At 61.9% G+C, this 15,483-nt stretch carries 15 protein-coding genes and 1 pseudogene; 2 read left to right on the top strand and 14 right to left on the bottom strand.

Annotated features, from left to right (window positions below):
• The 10 genes and pseudogenes from ACTU46_RS03450 to ACTU46_RS03405 form a co-directional block, all read right to left on the bottom strand.
• Positions 1 to 297 (bottom strand): lycopene cyclase domain-containing protein, encoded by a 297-nt coding sequence (locus ACTU46_RS03450; RefSeq protein ID WP_443379007.1) that lies wholly within the window; start codon positions 295 to 297, stop codon positions 1 to 3.
• Positions 294 to 644: a lycopene cyclase domain-containing protein gene (locus ACTU46_RS03445; RefSeq protein WP_443379004.1), complete on the bottom strand. Its 351-nt coding sequence runs from the start codon at positions 642 to 644 to the stop codon at positions 294 to 296. The genes ACTU46_RS03450 and ACTU46_RS03445 overlap by 4 nt, the downstream gene beginning before the upstream one ends.
• Positions 644 to 2,245 (bottom strand): phytoene desaturase family protein, encoded by a 1,602-nt coding sequence (gene crtI / locus ACTU46_RS03440; RefSeq protein WP_443379001.1) that lies wholly within the window; start codon positions 2,243 to 2,245, stop codon positions 644 to 646. The genes ACTU46_RS03445 and crtI overlap by 1 nt, the downstream gene beginning before the upstream one ends.
• Positions 2,246 to 2,248: 3 nt before the next feature.
• On the bottom strand, positions 2,249 to 3,166 hold the full coding sequence (locus tag ACTU46_RS03435) for a phytoene/squalene synthase family protein (protein WP_443378998.1): 918 nt from the start codon (positions 3,164 to 3,166) through the stop codon (positions 2,249 to 2,251).
• A complete protein-coding gene (locus ACTU46_RS03430; RefSeq protein ID WP_443379456.1) occupies positions 3,159 to 4,118 on the bottom strand; it encodes a polyprenyl synthetase family protein in 960 nt (319 codons plus the stop codon). The genes ACTU46_RS03435 and ACTU46_RS03430 overlap by 8 nt, the downstream gene beginning before the upstream one ends.
• Before the next feature lie 2 nt (positions 4,119 to 4,120).
• Positions 4,121 to 4,915, bottom strand: coding sequence for a glycosyltransferase family 2 protein (locus tag ACTU46_RS03425; RefSeq protein ID WP_443378995.1), 795 nt, complete (start codon positions 4,913 to 4,915; stop codon positions 4,121 to 4,123).
• A gap of 54 nt (positions 4,916 to 4,969) precedes the next feature.
• The gene (locus ACTU46_RS03420; RefSeq protein WP_443378992.1) at positions 4,970 to 5,617 is read right to left on the bottom strand and encodes a lipocalin family protein; all 648 of its coding nucleotides are present in this window, start codon (positions 5,615 to 5,617) and stop codon (positions 4,970 to 4,972) included.
• A 251-nt stretch (positions 5,618 to 5,868) separates the two neighbouring features.
• Positions 5,869 to 7,395, bottom strand: a complete 1,527-nt coding sequence (locus tag ACTU46_RS03415) for an SDR family oxidoreductase (protein ID WP_443378989.1) — start codon at positions 7,393 to 7,395, stop codon at positions 5,869 to 5,871.
• A 147-nt stretch (positions 7,396 to 7,542) separates the two neighbouring features.
• A pseudogene (locus tag ACTU46_RS03410) lies at positions 7,543 to 9,060 on the bottom strand (cryptochrome/photolyase family protein).
• 124 nt (positions 9,061 to 9,184) lie between these two features.
• Entirely contained in the window at positions 9,185 to 10,900 is a 1,716-nt protein-coding gene (locus tag ACTU46_RS03405; RefSeq protein ID WP_443378987.1) for a formate--tetrahydrofolate ligase, read from the bottom strand.
• A gap of 43 nt (positions 10,901 to 10,943) precedes the next feature.
• Between ACTU46_RS03405 and ACTU46_RS03400 the strand changes: the two genes are divergently transcribed.
• Complete coding sequence (locus ACTU46_RS03400; RefSeq protein WP_443378985.1) at positions 10,944 to 11,321, top strand: YidH family protein; 378 nt, start codon at positions 10,944 to 10,946, stop codon at positions 11,319 to 11,321.
• On the top strand, positions 11,318 to 11,671 hold the full coding sequence (locus ACTU46_RS03395; RefSeq protein WP_443378982.1) for a DUF202 domain-containing protein: 354 nt from the start codon (positions 11,318 to 11,320) through the stop codon (positions 11,669 to 11,671). Before ACTU46_RS03400 ends, ACTU46_RS03395 begins: the two co-directional genes overlap by 4 nt.
• 67 nt (positions 11,672 to 11,738) lie before the next feature.
• Here the strand turns inward: ACTU46_RS03395 and aspA are convergent, their stop codons facing one another.
• The 4 genes from aspA to ACTU46_RS03375 all read right to left on the bottom strand — a co-directional run bounded on the left by aspA (position 11,739) and on the right by ACTU46_RS03375 (position 15,477).
• Positions 11,739 to 13,184: an aspartate ammonia-lyase gene (gene aspA / locus ACTU46_RS03390; RefSeq protein ID WP_443379453.1), complete on the bottom strand. Its 1,446-nt coding sequence runs from the start codon at positions 13,182 to 13,184 to the stop codon at positions 11,739 to 11,741.
• Between the two features lie 461 nt (positions 13,185 to 13,645).
• Positions 13,646 to 14,491, bottom strand: coding sequence for an ATP phosphoribosyltransferase (hisG, locus tag ACTU46_RS03385; RefSeq protein WP_443378980.1), 846 nt, complete (start codon positions 14,489 to 14,491; stop codon positions 13,646 to 13,648).
• 11 nt (positions 14,492 to 14,502) lie between these two features.
• Entirely contained in the window at positions 14,503 to 14,778 is a 276-nt protein-coding gene (locus tag ACTU46_RS03380) for a phosphoribosyl-ATP diphosphatase (protein ID WP_443379451.1), read from the bottom strand.
• A gap of 15 nt (positions 14,779 to 14,793) precedes the next feature.
• On the bottom strand, positions 14,794 to 15,477 hold the full coding sequence (locus tag ACTU46_RS03375) for an HAD family hydrolase (protein WP_443378977.1): 684 nt from the start codon (positions 15,475 to 15,477) through the stop codon (positions 14,794 to 14,796).
• Positions 15,478 to 15,483 lie beyond the last annotated feature (6 nt).

Below are 15,483 nucleotides of genomic sequence, written 5' to 3'. Positions count from 1 at the left end.
TCATTGGTGGGGCTTCTTCCCGCCCGGCCAGAAAGCCGGAACAATCAGGGCGACGAAGATCGGATAGAAGAAGTCTTCGATGGGTACCAACCCGACCTGCGCACCGAGCCGCTGACTGTCCCCGTAGCCGACCAGTTCTGCCCAGATCATGAGGTTGTCAAATAGTGCGGTCAGGACGAGCAAGGCCGCGCCGACAATCGCCGTCACCGCCACCTGGCGGGGCAGGCTGTTTCGCCGGAGCACCCAGAGAACTAGCGCGAGCATGAGAAATGGCAGGCTTATCACCAGATAGGTCATACAGTCTGGCCTTTCCCCTCGTCAGCTGCCTTCAGCAGCATGCGGACACCGGACGTCAGGTTGATGGTGAGGTAAGTCAGAAAGAACAGGAAGAGGGGTTCTTCGACCGGCATCTCGGGTGCCAGGACAACTCCGGTCATATATTCGGAGCCCCCACGGAAGAATGATCCACTGATGATCCCGAGCGCATCCCAGACCAGAAAAGCAGCCACCATCAATACGCTGAGAATGGCGGCACGGCGGGCATCAAGAAAAAAGGCCAGCCGCCAGCGCCAGTCACACAGGGCCATGCACGTTATGGTGATGAGGAGAATGCTCAGATAGGCGAACGGCAGGAAGGTTTCCATTAGTGCTCAACTCCCGGCTCCGGGAGCGGGCCTGGGGTGGTGTCCCCACGCAGTCGTTTAATCACGTTCTCCGCAGAGATCAGACACATGGGCACACCCACACCTGGAACCGTGGTGGCACCGGCATAGTAGAGACCATTGACCTTGCCTGAGATGTTGCGGCCACGCAGGAAGGCTGACTGTCGCAAGGAGTGACCTGGACCGATTGAGCCACCTCGCCAGGCGTTGAACCGTTCGGCAAAGTCGGCTGGGCCCATCGTTCTACGCACCACAATCCGTTCGGCCAGATCGGGGACCCCTGCCCAGTCAGCGATCTGAGCGATCGCGGCGTCGGCAATCGACGTCACCGAGGGTGACGCCGTACCGCGGTAGGCATCCCCGTGACCGATCTGCTCGGATGCCGGGACCGGTACGAGGATGAATAGGTTTTCGTGCTCGGCAGGCGCAACATCCGGATCCGTGGCCGAGGGCATTGAAACATAAATCGAACGGGAGGCATCCATCGGGCGCGCCGGGTGTGGCCCATCGAAGACCACCGAGAAATCCTGCGACCAGTCGCGACTGAACAGGAGGTTATGGTGACGCAACTGTGGCAACCGGCCCCGCACCCCAGCCATGAGCAGAACGGTGCCTAACCCGGGATCGCGGGTGGCGAAGTATTTTTCAGGGTAACTACGAAGTGATGCGGGCAACAAGTGGTTTTCAGTATGATGCAGATCCGCACCAGAGACCACGATATCGGCAGAGAGTTCCATGAGCTGACCATCCTCCCCGAGCGCACGCACGCCGGTAGCCCGGCTCTTTCGGCCGTCTCTCTCGGTGGTGATAGCAGTGACATCGGTTTTCAACCGGAAACTCACGCCCTCCGACACCGCCAGACGGTGGATCGCCTGGATGACCGCGTTAAAACCGCCGACGGGATAACGCACCCCCTGTACCAGATCCGTGTGGCTCATCAGATGGTACATCGCTGGCGTGGTCTCCGGCCGAGAGGACAGGAATACCGCCGGGTAGGTCAGTATCTGGCGCAACCGGTGGTCAGTGAACTGTTCATTGACAAAGCCCGCCAACGGCCGGGTCAGCAGTTTAGCCAGCTTCCCCACCCGTTGACGGACATCATGGTGCAACAGCGGACCGGGAGTGGCGAAGGTGCTGTACAAGAAGCGCTCAACCGCCACCCGGTAGGTATCCCCCGCACTGTCGAGGTACCTGCGAAGTTTCAGGCCCGCCCCGGATTCAAGGGACTCGAAGAAGTCGGTGGCTGCATCGATACCGCTGGGGACATCCAACGGCGCCTCCCCCTCGGGGAACAGCCGGTAGGCAGGCGTGAGATCCACCAGATCGAATTGTTCCTCAGTGGTGGTACCCATTAGACGAAAGAAATGATCGAAGGCATCAGGCATCAGATACCAGGACGGCCCGGTGTCCCAACGGAAACCATCGTGACCGTCCACGGCAAAGTCGCCGGCGCGGCCACCGATGGAGTCGGTGCGTTCGACGACGGTGACCTTCACTCCATCCCGGGCCAGGAGAGCTGCGGTGGCCAATCCGGCGACACCGGCTCCAATCACCAGGGCGGTACGGGGGTTGTCACTGCTCATAATCTAATTGCCTTTCCGGCGGTTCATACCCGGCGCGGCCGCAAGTGCCCTGACCAGAATCACGGCCTTGATCCGTCGCGGTACGCTGACCCGAGAGTGACTCACTGTGGTCGCGGATAATGCATCTAATCTGTCGGTCAGGTCAGCGAAGAGTTCGGTGGCGGCCAGAACGCCCACCCGCGCCGAGCCCGGTAGCAGCGCGATGCCGCCGCGGGCATCGGAAAGATCTTTCCTGATATCCGTGATCAGCTCGGCTTTATCGGTATCACTGAGCGAGTGTTGGGCAAGCACGGGAAAGTAGGAGCGTCCCAGAGCTTCTGAATCCTCTGATAGGTCGCGCAGGAAGTTGATCTTCTGGAAGGCTGCCCCCAGGGAACGGGCGCTGCTTTCCATCCGCTTCCGCTCCCCGGCGGTGACCACGTGGTCAGCCAGGAAGGCCGCCAGGCACAGGAGCCCTATCACCTCGGCAGAGCCGTAGACATAATCATCGAAACTGGCTTCGTCGTGGGTGGACTGCTTGAGATCACGCCGCATGGAGGAGAAGAAGGACCGGACGTGTTCCGGGTTGAATCCGCACCGTCGCGCGCTGATTGCATAGGCATGGAGGACCGGATCGACGTGGAAACGGTTCTCTGGGGCGGCAAGGACCGCGAGTTCATAATCATCGAGTGCTTTCGCCGTTTCCGCAGGGGTCAACCTGGCTGCTGCGGCGGTACCGTCGACGATCTCATCGGCGATGCGCACCATGGCATAGAGGTTTCGGATGTCAGTGCGCACCTGTTTCCCCAACAGGCGGGTGGCCAGGGAGAAACTGGTGGAGTAGTGAACAATCACCTGATGCGCCGCTTGCACCGCCATCTGGTCATATCGGCTCAGAAACGTACCGAGGGATCCACGGTATCCGGTGGGCTGTTCAGGCATGTGTACGGAGCATTCCTTCGATGTGGTTGGTGATCTGGTGTAAGCCTTCCCGGACACCGGGATCCTGAGTGGTGCCGTCAATGAGGAGGCGAGCCCGGGCGAGATGGGCATCCCCTTCGGAAATGACTAGCCTGATGATCTCGGCGAGTTGATCGGGGGTAACCGGGAATCCAGCGGACATCCGGATGGTCATCAAGGTGGCGCGACCCCTGATGATGTCTCCCGCTGCTGATTTTCCGGTGATCGTGCTCTCCCCCACTGCGCCGGCGATGTCATCGGCAGCCTGGTAGGCACAGCCCAGTTCCTGGGCGATGGGACTCATCGGCGCAGGGTCCCGCCCCGCCGCCAGAGCTCCGAGTTTCAGGGGGGTGCCAAAACTGTATTCGCTTGTTTTGAGCTGGTTGCTCAACCGAACCTGCTCCACCTCGGGATGAGGATCGGCTTGATGCGCGACATCGAGGATCTCACCGGTGATGGTTTCCTGGGCTGCCGCGGCGAGGAGTTTCATGCCGCGGCGCACCAGGTCATCCTCGAGTTCGGAATTCAGTAGCAGCTGCAACGCTCCGTTGATACCCAGATCCCCCGCCACGATCGCGATGGAGTCTCCCAGGTGGCTATCACCGAATTCATCACGCACCGCGGCATGAATGGTCGGCAGTCCGCGGCGGAGGTCATCCCGGTCAATGATGTCATCGTGGATCAGGAATGCGCCGTGCAGCAGATCCACGCACGCGCCGAAAACTGTTGCCGCATACAGGCCGTCCTGGTCCACCTCGCCGGCGGAGACATGAACCAGCCGAGAGCGGAGGTGTTTTCCCCCCAGGGAGAAGGTGGACACTCCGTCATAGGCCATTGTCAACAATCGTGCATCGGTGGGCACCAGACGCCGGCCGTGATCCAGAAATTCCTTCAACAACCTCATGGAGTCGGCGACACGCTCCTCCAGGTCCATGCTCAAGGTTTCACCACCCCATTGAGCCGAGAACCCAGGAGACCGCGTCGCGCTAAGCGCCGATGTGGTGGGTGGGAGCGCCAATTGCACCGAATGGTGTAAACACCCCGCAGGAAGCGCACCAGCAGCTGACGACTGTCGTGCAGGGCGCGATTGTCCATGGTCAGCAGAAGATCAGATTGAAACCATACGGTTTCATGGTCACGCACCGCGAAGGAAAGATGCATGTCCTCATGGACGTAGGTATCACTGAAGTCGACACCATCGCGAACCTCACGCCACCAGTCAGCCCGGATTGAGTAATTGGTGCCGAAGAAGGGATAGTGTCCCAACGCTGACCCCACACTTGAGAGATAGGCCCCGAGGTAGACAGAGCTTAAGATCCTGCCCAGAGCACCTGGGAGTTCAAAGCGGGCAGAACCGGTCACCCCGATCACCCTTCGTCCGGGGGATTGCTCAGCGGCTTTCCATGCCCGATGCAGTCTGGCGATGAAATCGGGGGCCGCCTCCGCATCTGCATCGACCCGCAGCAGGATGTCCCCGTCGGCGGCATCGAAACCGGTGAGCGTCGCCCAGGTGATTCCGCGCCGGGCTTCCACGACCACCTGAGCACCCGCCTCCCGGGCCACCTGAGCGGAATCATCGGTGGAACCATTGTCCACCACGATGATCTCGTCCGGGCGTATCCTCTGATTCCCAAAGCTGGCCAAACAGCGTTTCAGGAGCTGCGCGTCATTGAGGCACGGGATCACGAGACTCACCGATGGTCGCTCATCGAGACCTGCTGGTTGCATCATGGGACTTCCTCTGTGGTGAGAGCGGAACGGGAACCGGGGGTCTGCGCAGATCCACTACTGGGTGCAGAGGGGTGCGACATCGCCGCGGCCACCGGTCATCGGCACCGTCAGGAATGCGCAGGACCACCAACCACGGGATTCCACGGTGGTACGTACCTGGGACCATTGTGCGGGGCTCAGGTCCGGGGTGCGGGAGAGTACAAAGCCGGAGTTGCGGCCCGGGTCACCGACGATCGCCAGGGAATAGTCATCCGCCAGGTAGGTCACCCGGTAGTTGACGGGGCCGTTCGGATCTTGGAAGGGCACGTCAGGGAAGTTCACCCGCAATGAGGCCTCCGAACGCAGGGTTGCCGTTCCCTCAATGACTGAATCCGGACCCACCAGGGTGCCGCAGGAATTGCGGACGGAGATCATGGAGTCATCGATCACGGCATACTCCGCAGTGGTATCCCGCGCGCACTGGAGGGAGTATGGCTGCGGGAGTGCCGCAACTTGATACCACTTACCTGCATAGCGCTCAAGGTCCACCGGTCCCGCTGTCTCGGGTAGCGGATTGGCGGCGGTGGAGGAGGCAGACGGGAGCACCTGTGAGGAGCCACCGCCGAGACGACCGCCGTTGAAGATGTCCTGCGCGCTGGCGGTGGGCACCAGTAAAGCGGCGGCAATGGTCAAGGGGATCAGGGAAGTCAGGAGACGGCGCATGACGGCCTTTCACTTAGGAATTTGTTTTCCAATTTTTGAATATACACATACATGCGAATGTAACCTAGAAGATAATAAAATTTAGATGCAAGAAAGTGCGTAGCGGACATAACAGCAGCAGGAAACGAGCCGGATCTCACCTCGAAACCCAGAGAATCTCCGGAAAGGTGCTCAGACGTTCCCGCAACTCCCTGATCCAACCGATCATGAGCTGATGCCACCCCAAAGAACCTGGCCAACGATCACCTAGCTCAGCTGCTACCGCGCTCAGCCGTCTTGAGGATGGTGCGCAGCATGATCGGGAAGATGAAGAAATGAAAGGGGGCGACGGACCACCAGTACAGCCGACCAGGAAGACCGGTCGGGGCATACAGTGCCCGTTGAGTATAGGTGCAGCCTTCCGCCTGCTCTTCGACCTCCATGACCAGCCAAGCCTTGCCGTCTATCTTCATTTCAGCTGCCAACACCAGGCGGCGGGGTGGGTCCAGCTCAGCGACCCGCCACCAGTCCACCCGGTCCCCTAACGCCAGGTGCTGGGGGTCGCGTCGACCACCGAGGCCCGGCCCACCGATCAACCGGTCGATGATTCCCCGGATCCGCCACAGTACCGGGACCGAGTACCACCCATTGGCCCCGCCGATCCCCTCGATGACCTTCCACACCTCTCCAGCGGGAAGATCACAGTCGGCTGAGCGGGCATCTTCATATACCGACCTCCCCGACCACTCCGGGTCGGTGGGCAGACTGTCTGCGGCGTCGACAACCCTGGCCCAGCTCCGATCCCATGACGTCGGCACTCCCCGGCCCCGCTCAGCCTTGGCCGCCAGCTTGACTGCCGTGGCGTAGTCGATCAGCCCACCCGGCGGATCAGGGATGATCCGGGCGATGTCGTGTTCCTCGGTAACGGCATCCTCCGCCATCGATTGAGCCAGCGGAACCGCCAACCGTGCGGGCACCGGCGTGACCAGACCGATCCACCCGCCCGAGAGCCGGTCCATGGGCAGGGGCAACGGGACAGCAAAGATCCGACGACGGAGACCATTCTCCCGGCCGTAGATCTTGAGAAGATCAGCGAACTTGTAGGACCGCCCGCACCCGATGTCACTTTCCTGGTTCACCTGGACCGCGAGATCCGCCGCGGCAACCAGATAGTACAACGCATCCCGGATAGCCAGCGGTTCAATGTCATTGCTGATCCACCTTGGTGCCACCATCACCGGCAGACGTTCAGTGAGATGCCGGATGATTTCGAAGGATGCCGAACCGGAACCAATCAACGTTGCCGCCCGAAACACCAGTGCGGGAGTCGCCGCCCCCAGCAGGACACGTGCCACCCGCTCCCGGGAACGCATATGTTTGGACAACTCCTCCAGCTTCTTCGTCCGCGGATGGAGCCCGGAGAGATACACCATCTGACTGACGCCGGCATCATCGGCGGCTCGGGCGACAGTCTGGGCCGTCTGTTCCTCGATCTTCTCGAAATCCTGCCCCTTCTCCCCCATGGAATGCACCAGGTAGAACACCACGTCTGCACCCTCCATGATGCGGGCGACATCAGCCGGATCAGTGAGATCCGCCTGGACGATCTCCACCTCCTCGCTCCAATCGAAGCGTTGGAGGCTTTCCGCATTTCGGGAGGACGCCCGCACCGTGAAACCGGCGGCGAGCAGCTCAGTGATCAATCGACCACCGACATAGCCGGAGGCCCCGGTAACAAGCACGGTTCGCTCACCGTGGCGGGCGGTGTAGCTCAGGGTCGCGGGAATTGAGGTTGCCATGCTCCCAAGCTAAACACGCTTCGGTCGTACCATGTGGGCTGAGCGGAAATAAAGTTGGAGAACCCTGGAATTCAGTGTGTCCGGGCATTCCTGACCACCGCTGAGAGCTCCGTCGGGCCCTCCGACCCTGATGCCACCTCCCAGTGATCAACGCCTGATGTCTTCATAGGCTGCCAACGCCCGGATCCGGCTCTCCCGCAGATCAACCACTGGGTCAGGATAGTGCGGACTACTGAGTTCCGGAATCCAGCCAGTGGTATAGGTGTTGTCCGGATCGAAACGCCGTGCCTGGGTCTCCGGGTTGAAGATGCGGAAATACGGGGAAGCGTCATCTCCGCAGCCAGCTGCCCACTGCCAGTTGAAGGGATTGCTGGCCGCATCCGCATCAACCAGGGTGTCCCAGAACCATTCTTCCCCGTGGTGCCAATGTATGCCGAGATTCTTGGTCAGGAAGGAAGCCACCACCATCCGAACCCGATTATGCATATGACCGGTGTGCCACAATTCACGCATTCCTGCGTCAACCAGGGGGATCCCCGTGGTTCCGGAACGCCAGTCGCTGAGCTCCTCCCGAAAATCCGGGGAGTTCAGGGGGTCACGTCTCCCTCCGCCGGGACCGTGCAACTGGGCACTACGGCGGCCGTCCCTTCCCCCTGCAGTGGTCTCCGTGAATTCCTGGGGATCCCAGGACCAGGCAAATCGATCGAACTCCGGCCGTACATTGGCGGTAGCCAGATCTGGTCGATGATAGAGGCGATGCCAGGCGAAATCCCGCCACATGAGTTCACTGTGAAAAACCGAGAAATCAGAACGACTACCAGCGGAAGCGGACTTCGCCCACACCGTCCGGGGACTTATCTCCCCGAAACGCAGGTGAGGTGAAAATCGACTGGTTACCGATAAGCTGGGAAGGTCACGTCCTTCAGAATAACCCGGCCCGCTACCCGGCACCATCGTGTGACAGAAGGCTTCGAGCCGCTGCCACGCGCCTTCCTCCCCGGGGACCCACGCCGCTGCAAGTCCCTTGGTCCAATCCGGCTCCCGGCGCGAAGGATGGGTAGGCAGCAACGCCAGGTCCTCGAGTTCCGCACGGCTCAACTCCGGGACTGCGCCCGGGCCGCGCAGAGCTTCCGGAGTCGGAGTCAGGTTCACGGGTGATTCCTCCAGGTTGTCCTCAACCGCCGTTCTCAATTTCTTGGAAAATGGGGTGAAAATCTTCTAGGCCCCGCCCTGGCCGGTGGCAATCGTCCATGGTTCTGCCAGTAGCTGGCCAGGAAAGCTATGCGCCGACACTTGTGCGGTGCGAAGCAGCTCTTTAACCGCCGCATCTAGTTCCTGATGCGGTTGATGGTAGCGGCGACTCCAGCAGACGTAGGCGGCATCGATTCTGGCTGCGATCCTGGGAATCAGATCCCTGGGATCACCACTGATAATGATCATCGGGATATCGTGATCAGTGAGCCGGTCAATCAGACTGTTCAGACTGTGGTGCAGCCACCACTGTGCTGCTCTACCCATCGCCCGCACCTTTGACGTGTTGACATCCTCCATGATGTACACCGCGATCACCGGGCCGTGGGAGGCCGCAGCGGCAAGTGCTTCGTTCTGGACGATCCGCAGATCGTCCCGGAACCACATGAGGGAGGGAGCCTCAGCCGGATGCATGCCAGGGCATCGCAGACGCCCTGATCATCCTACGATGGCCGGTCAGCTGCATTGGCCGCGCTCCACCAGCCGCAGAACTATCTGGCGATGGTCCCGCACCAGGTGTCGCCCGCTGGTCCCCGTTCTAGAACAGTCCCGAGATCTGGGACTGCTCGTCGATGTCGATGCTCAGCGCGGCTGGCTTCTTCGGAAGGCCGGGCATCGTCATCACCTCACCGGTCAGCGCGACAATGAAGCCCGCGCCGGTGCGCGGCAGCAGCTCACGCACGTGGAGGGTATGGCCGGTGGCGGCGCCGAGGACTGTGGGGTCATCGCTGAAGGAGTACTGGGTCTTGGAGATGCACACCGGCAGCTGGTCCCAACCATTGGTCTTGATGGTGGCCAGGTCTTTCAGCGCCTTCGGAGAGAACTCAACACCCTCAGCGCGGTAGATCTCCTGCGCGATGGTGCGGATGGAGGCCTCTACGCCCTCGGCCGGATCATAGAGCTGCTTCGAGTCACCCTCAAGGTTGGCGAGCAACTTTTCCGCCAGCTCAGCAGCCCCGGCACCGCCCTTGGCCCAGACCTCAGCCTCCGCCAGAGCCACCCCGAAGTCCCGGGCCCACTGCTTCATCCAATCCCGCTCGGCCGCCGAATCAGAGATGAACAGGTTCAGTGCGACCACCGGCTCCACGCCGAATTTGCGGATGTTCGCCACGTGGCGCTCCAGGTTGACCACACCCTGGCGCAGCGCCGCGACATTCTCCTCGTTGAGATCCTCGCGGGGCACGCCGCCGTTGTACTTCAACGAGCGGATGGTGGCCACGATGACGGCACCGTCGACATTGAGCTCCCCGGCGCGGGCCTTGATGTCGAAGAACTTCTCCGCTCCCAGGTCAGAGCCGAAGCCCGCCTCGGTGACCACGATATCGCCGTACTCCAGCGCGGTGCGGGTGGCCATCAGGGTGTTGCAGCCATGCGCGATATTGGCGAAGGGGCCGCCGTGGACGAAGGTCGGGGTACCCCCCAGGGTCTGCACCAGGTTCGGGTTAATCGCCTCCTTCATCAGGGCGGTCAGCGCACCGGCGACGCCGAGGTCACCGACGGTGACCGGCTGGCGGTCATAGGTCTCGCCGATGGTGATCGCTGCGATGCGTTCCTTGAGGTCACCCAGGTCGGTGGCCAGTCCCAGGATCGCCATGATCTCCGAGGCCGCGGTGATGGTGAAGCCGGATTCCCGGGGCACCCCGTTTCCCGGGCCACCCAGACCGGTGACCACCCCACGCAGCGAGCGGTCGTTGACGTCCATGCAGCGCTGCCAGGTCACCCGGCGGGGGTCGATGTTCAGCTGGTTGCCCTGGTGGATGTGGTTGTCGATCGCGGCGGCCAGGGTGTTGGTGGCGGAGGTGATGGCGTGGAAGTCACCGGTGAAGTGCAGGTTGATGTCCTCCATCGGCACGATCTGGGAGTAGCCACCGCCGGCGGCTCCGCCCTTCATCCCCATGACCGGTCCCTGGGAGGGTTCCCGGATGGCGGCGATGGAGTTCTTGCCCGCCAGGCGCAGCGCATCAGCCAAACCGATCAAGGTGGTGGACTTGCCTTCCCCCGCTGGGGTCGGTGAGATGCCGGTGATCAGCACCAGCTTGCCGAGTTTCCGCTGCTCCAGTTTGCTCAGGTCGATCTTCGCTTTGGTGGTGCCGTAGGAAATCACGGCGTCTTCGGGGATCCCGGCCCGCCTCGCGATGTCGGCGATCGGTTCCAGGCGGTGGGCCTGGGCGATCTCGACGTCGCTGCGCGGATTGCTCGGGTCCTGCTCCAAGGATTTAGTGTGGTCCAGGGTTGTGGTGATATTTTCGCTCATGTCTCTCAGCTTAGCGATGCCACGCGGACTATCATCGGGGAACGTGAGTGAAAAACCCGATCAGCGATCATGGTGGGCGCAGCAGTTATTGCCTGGTGGGGAGGAACCTGACCCCCGGTTCACGCTCGCCAATGAGCGGACCTTCCTCGCCTGGATCCGGACCGCCCTGGCGTTCATGGCTGGCGGGGTGGCGCTGGCGGCGTTCCCGGTCGAGCACGTCCCGGAGTTATTTCGCACCGGCCTGGCGGTCTTCCTGATCGCAGTCGGGGTGCTCATCGCCTTGGGTGCGGCTTTCCGTTGGTTGCGGATCGAACGTGCCATGCGGCATCAGCGCCCGCTCCCCGCCCCGGCGATCATCCCGGTGTTGGCTGGTTCTGCGGTCATGGCCAGTGTCCTCGCCATCTGGGTGTTCCTGGCATGAGCGATCGCCCACAGCCGATCCGGCGTGAGAGTCGGCTTCAACACCAGGATCCCGGACTGCAGCCGGAGCGGACGGATATGGCGTGGACACGTACGGCGCTGGCCTATGCCCTGTGCGCGGCGGTGTTACTGCGCTGGGCGTGGGTGTTGGGGCCGATGGTGCTCCTACTGGTCCTGGGTCTGCTCGCCGTCTCATTGACGGTGGCGCTGACCCAGGACCGCCGCTACCGCCGGCTGGTGCACAGCATTGTTGCGGAGCAGGCCCCGGCGAATCTCGGCGGGGTGCTGCTGATGTCAGGTGCGCTGGTGTTGTTCGGGATCAGCGCCATTGTCCTGGTGCTGCTGGGCTAGGCGGGCGTGTCGAGGCCACCGGGCCCCGGGCGCGGCGTCGATAAGCACCGCGCCACCCGAAAAGATCCTAGAAGTCCAGGTAGAGCTTGCCCCGGAAGGTCGGGTGCATCAGGTTCTCCTTGGAGAGCACCTGATCCAGGGTCGCCTCATCCATCAGCTCCTTCTCCAGTACCAGCGCTCGCACCGACCGGCCGGTCATGGCGGCCTCCTTACCGATCAGATCGCCATTGTGGTGGCCGATGAAGGGGTTGAGGTAGGTGATGATGCCAATGGAATTGTCCACATAGGCCTGGCAGACCTCGGGGTTGGCGGTGATGCCGTCAATACACTTGGTGCGCAGGGTGTCGGCGGCATTGCCCAGCATGCGGATGGACTGGAACATGCACTCACCGATGACCGGTTCCATCACATTGAGCTGGAGCTGACCGGCTTCCGCGGCCATGGTGATGGTCATGTCATTGCCGAAGACCTTGAAGCAGACCTGGTTGACCACCTCCGGGATCACCGGGTTGACCTTGGCCGGCATAATCGAGGAACCGGCCTGACGCGGAGGCAGGTTGATCTCGTTGAAACCCGCACGCGGGCCGGAGGAGAGCAGACGCAGATCATTACAGATCTTCGAGAGCTTCATCGCGGCACGCTTGACCGCCGAGTGTGCCAGTACGTAGGCGCCGGTATCGGAGGTGGCTTCGATCAGATCCCGGGAGGACTTGATGTCCAGGCCGGTGGCCTCGGAAAGTGAAGCGGTGACCTGGTGGCGGTAGCCGGCCGGGGTGTTCACCCCCGTGCCGATGGCGGTGGCACCGAGGTTGACCTCCAGGAGCCGGTCCGCGGCGTGGCGCAGCACGGCCTGTTCCTCGGCCAGGTTGTGCGCCCAGGCCTCAAACTCATCGCCGAGGGTCATCGGCACCGCATCCTGGAGTTGGGTGCGTCCCATCTTGAGGATGTCGATGAACTCCTTGCCCTTCTCCTGGAAGGAGGACTGCAGCAGATCCATCTGGACGATCAGCTTGGACATGGCGGCGAAGACACCTAGGCGAAATCCCGTGGGATAGGCATCATTGGTGGACTGACTCATGTTGACGTCATCATTGGGGTTGATGATGTCGTAGCTGCCCTTCTTCTCCCCCAGGTGCTCCAGCGCCAGGTTCGCCACCACTTCGTTGGTGTTCATGTTCAGGCTGGTGCCGGCACCACCCTGGAAGACGTCGATCGGGAACTGGTCCATGCAGCGACCCTGCTCGAGGATCTGGTCGCAGGCCCAGACAATCGCCTCCGCCTTCACCTTGGGCAGGGTGTGCAGCCGGCGGTTGGCCATCGCCGCAGCCTTTTTCACCTGGACCATGCCCTGGATGAACTCCGGGACGTGGTTGATGGTGGTGCGCGAGATCTGGAAGTTATCCACCGCACGCATGGTGTGGATCCCGTAGTAGGCATCCTCCGGGACCTCCATGGTGCCCAGCAGGTCTTCCTCGATCCGGAAACCGGCCCGGGCCGCAGGTGCCTTCGACACCGGCCGCTCGGCCTTCGCATTATCACTGTCACGAGCAGCGGTAGCCGCTGCCGCGACCTTTCCGGCAGCGGCATCCTTGGCGGGGAGGTCCTGGGCTTCGGTGGACTGGGTGCTCACGGTATCTTCTGCTCCGGTCTTCTGTGCTTCTTGAGGGTGGGTTGAAGGCTTCTCCACAGCCGAATTCGGTGCGCTGTTTACATCGCTTCGCTGCTTCCTGGTGGGCATGGTGACGAAACCTTTCACTGGAAAATGTTAGTTCTCTCACGCACTGCCGCCCAATGGTAACCACAACCCTCAGGCGCGGTGGGTACTTCGCGTTCAAAACCCTTGCGGGCGTGTCATGTCAGGTCCACAGCTCCCCCGGAGTGTGCTTATCGACGCCGCGGGGACTCAGGGATGCGAAAAACCCACCCTCGGGGAGATCCGCCCGAGGATGGGTAGCGTGCTCAAGACAGCGTTGGTCAGATGCGGGCGATCCGCAGCTCGGAGGCCAGAATGGCCTGCCCACCGAGATCCGCCAACTGATCCATCACATTATTGGCATCGGACTTGTGCACCATGGCGCGCACGGCGACCCAGTCCGCCAGCGCCAGCGGGGAGACCGTGGGCCCCTTCAGCCCCGGGGTGATCGCTGAGGCAGCCTCAAGGTTCTCGCGGTTGATGTTGTAGTCGAGCATCAGATAGTTCTGAGCGTGCAGGATGCCCTCGATGCGGCGCAGCAGCCGGGACTGCTCGGAGGACACCTTGATGCCCCGACGCCCGATGACCACGGCCTCCGAGTCACAGATGACCGGACCAAAGGGGGTCAGCCCCTGCTTGCGCAGGGTCCGGCCGGTGGAGACGACATCGGCGATGGCATCAGCCACCCCCAGCCGGATGGAGATCTCCACGGCACCATCAAGCCGGATGACGGTCGCCTCCACACCACGGGACGCCAGATCATCACGAACCAGGTTCGGGTAAGACGTGGCGACCCGCTTGCCCTGGAGCTTTTCCACGGTCCAGGACTGGTCCATCGGCGCCGCATAACGGAAGGTCGAGCCACCGAAACCCAGTGTCAGGACCTCATCCACCTCGGCCCGGGAATCCGCCGCCAGGTCACGGCCGGTGATACCCAGATCCAGCTGACCGCTGGCGACGTAGATGGCGATATCCTTGGGGCGCAGAAAAAAGAACTCAACATCATTCTTCTTATCGAAGACATTGAGCTCCTTGGAGTCCCCCCGGCTGGCATATCCGGCCTCCGAGAGGATCTCCATGGCAGCCTCAGAAAGAGAGCCCTTATTGGGAACAGCAATCTTGATCATGGGGTGCGCTCCTAGAGGTTCTTGTAGATGTCTTCGGGGGTCAGCCCACGGGAGACCATCATGACCTGGGTCCAGTAGATGAGCTGGGACATTTCCTCAGCCAATTCCTCATCCGTCTGGTATTCCGCGGCGATCCACACCTCGCCGGCCTCCTCGATGATCTTCTTGCCGATGGTATGCACACCTGCGTCCAGGGCGGCAACTGTGGCAGAGCCCTCAGGCCGGGTGGTAGCGCGTTCAGTCAGTTCAGCAAAAAGCGAGTCGAAGTTCTTCACCTCATGCATTATTCCACGCCACCGAAATTAATGCGGGATACGGTCGAACCAATCATGCACATGGGCCGCCGTCACCCCCTGGAATGAGTTAGTTCCATGCAGCGAACGCAGCAGCGTCACCCCCTCCGGGACCGGCCCCCGGGGGTCCTCCGGCAGACCGATTACCTTGCATCCGGCAGCAATCGCACCGGACATCCCGGCGAAGGAATCCTCGAAAACCAGACAATGCGCCGGATCCGCACCCACCCGGCGCGCCGCCTCCAGGTACATGTCCGGGGCGGGTTTGGGGGCGGGGACCTCATCGCCGGTGACGGAGTCGCAGAAGAAGTGCCGTCCCACCGCGTCGATGCAGGAATCCGCCAGCTCGCGTTCGGTGTTGGTGGTCACGAGCATGGGGATCTCCTGGCGTTTGAGTTCGCCGAGTAGTTCCCGCACTCCGGGGTTCGGGGTGAGGTTGTCCGAGAACAGCTCGGCCATCCGGTCAAACATCTTCCGGCGGTAGCGCGGGTAGTCTTCCTCGTGCAGTTCCACCCCGGCGTGGAGGGCGCACACCGAGAGAGTGTTGGGGAAGCTGCCTCCCACGGTGGACTCTCGTAGTTGCGGGGTCAGCCGCCTCCCCAAAGCTTCGCTGAGCTCGAAAGTCGCCTCGCCCCACAGTGGCTCGGAGTCCACCATCGTGCCGTCCATGTCCCAGAAGATCGCTTTGAGCATGGCGGC

Source organism: Corynebacterium sp. A21, from assembly GCF_052266655.1.
GTDB lineage: Bacteria > Actinomycetota > Actinomycetes > Mycobacteriales > Mycobacteriaceae > Corynebacterium.
The sequence above is the reverse complement of the archived record's forward strand: the minus strand, read 5'-3'. Positions and strand labels throughout refer to the sequence as shown.

Coding starts and splice junctions, on each gene's coding strand:
- ACTU46_RS03450 (WP_443379007.1), bottom strand. CDS start 297: ATGACCTATCTGGTGATAAGCCTGCCATTTCTCATGCTCGCGCTAGTT.
- ACTU46_RS03445 (WP_443379004.1), bottom strand. CDS start 644: ATGGAAACCTTCCTGCCGTTCGCCTATCTGAGCATTCTCCTCATCACC.
- crtI (WP_443379001.1), bottom strand. CDS start 2,245: ATGAGCAGTGACAACCCCCGTACCGCCCTGGTGATTGGAGCCGGTGTC.
- ACTU46_RS03435 (WP_443378998.1), bottom strand. CDS start 3,166: ATGCCTGAACAGCCCACCGGATACCGTGGATCCCTCGGTACGTTTCTG.
- ACTU46_RS03430 (WP_443379456.1), bottom strand. CDS start 4,118: ATGGACCTGGAGGAGCGTGTCGCCGACTCCATGAGGTTGTTGAAGGAA.
- ACTU46_RS03425 (WP_443378995.1), bottom strand. CDS start 4,915: ATGATGCAACCAGCAGGTCTCGATGAGCGACCATCGGTGAGTCTCGTG.
- ACTU46_RS03420 (WP_443378992.1), bottom strand. CDS start 5,617: ATGCGCCGTCTCCTGACTTCCCTGATCCCCTTGACCATTGCCGCCGCT.
- ACTU46_RS03415 (WP_443378989.1), bottom strand. CDS start 7,395: ATGGCAACCTCAATTCCCGCGACCCTGAGCTACACCGCCCGCCACGGT.
- ACTU46_RS03405 (WP_443378987.1), bottom strand. CDS start 10,900: ATGAGCGAAAATATCACCACAACCCTGGACCACACTAAATCCTTGGAG.
- ACTU46_RS03395 (WP_443378982.1), top strand. CDS start 11,318: ATGAGCGATCGCCCACAGCCGATCCGGCGTGAGAGTCGGCTTCAACAC.
- hisG (WP_443378980.1), bottom strand. CDS start 14,491: ATGATCAAGATTGCTGTTCCCAATAAGGGCTCTCTTTCTGAGGCTGCC.
- ACTU46_RS03375 (WP_443378977.1), bottom strand. CDS start 15,477: ATGCTCAAAGCGATCTTCTGGGACATGGACGGCACGATGGTGGACTCC.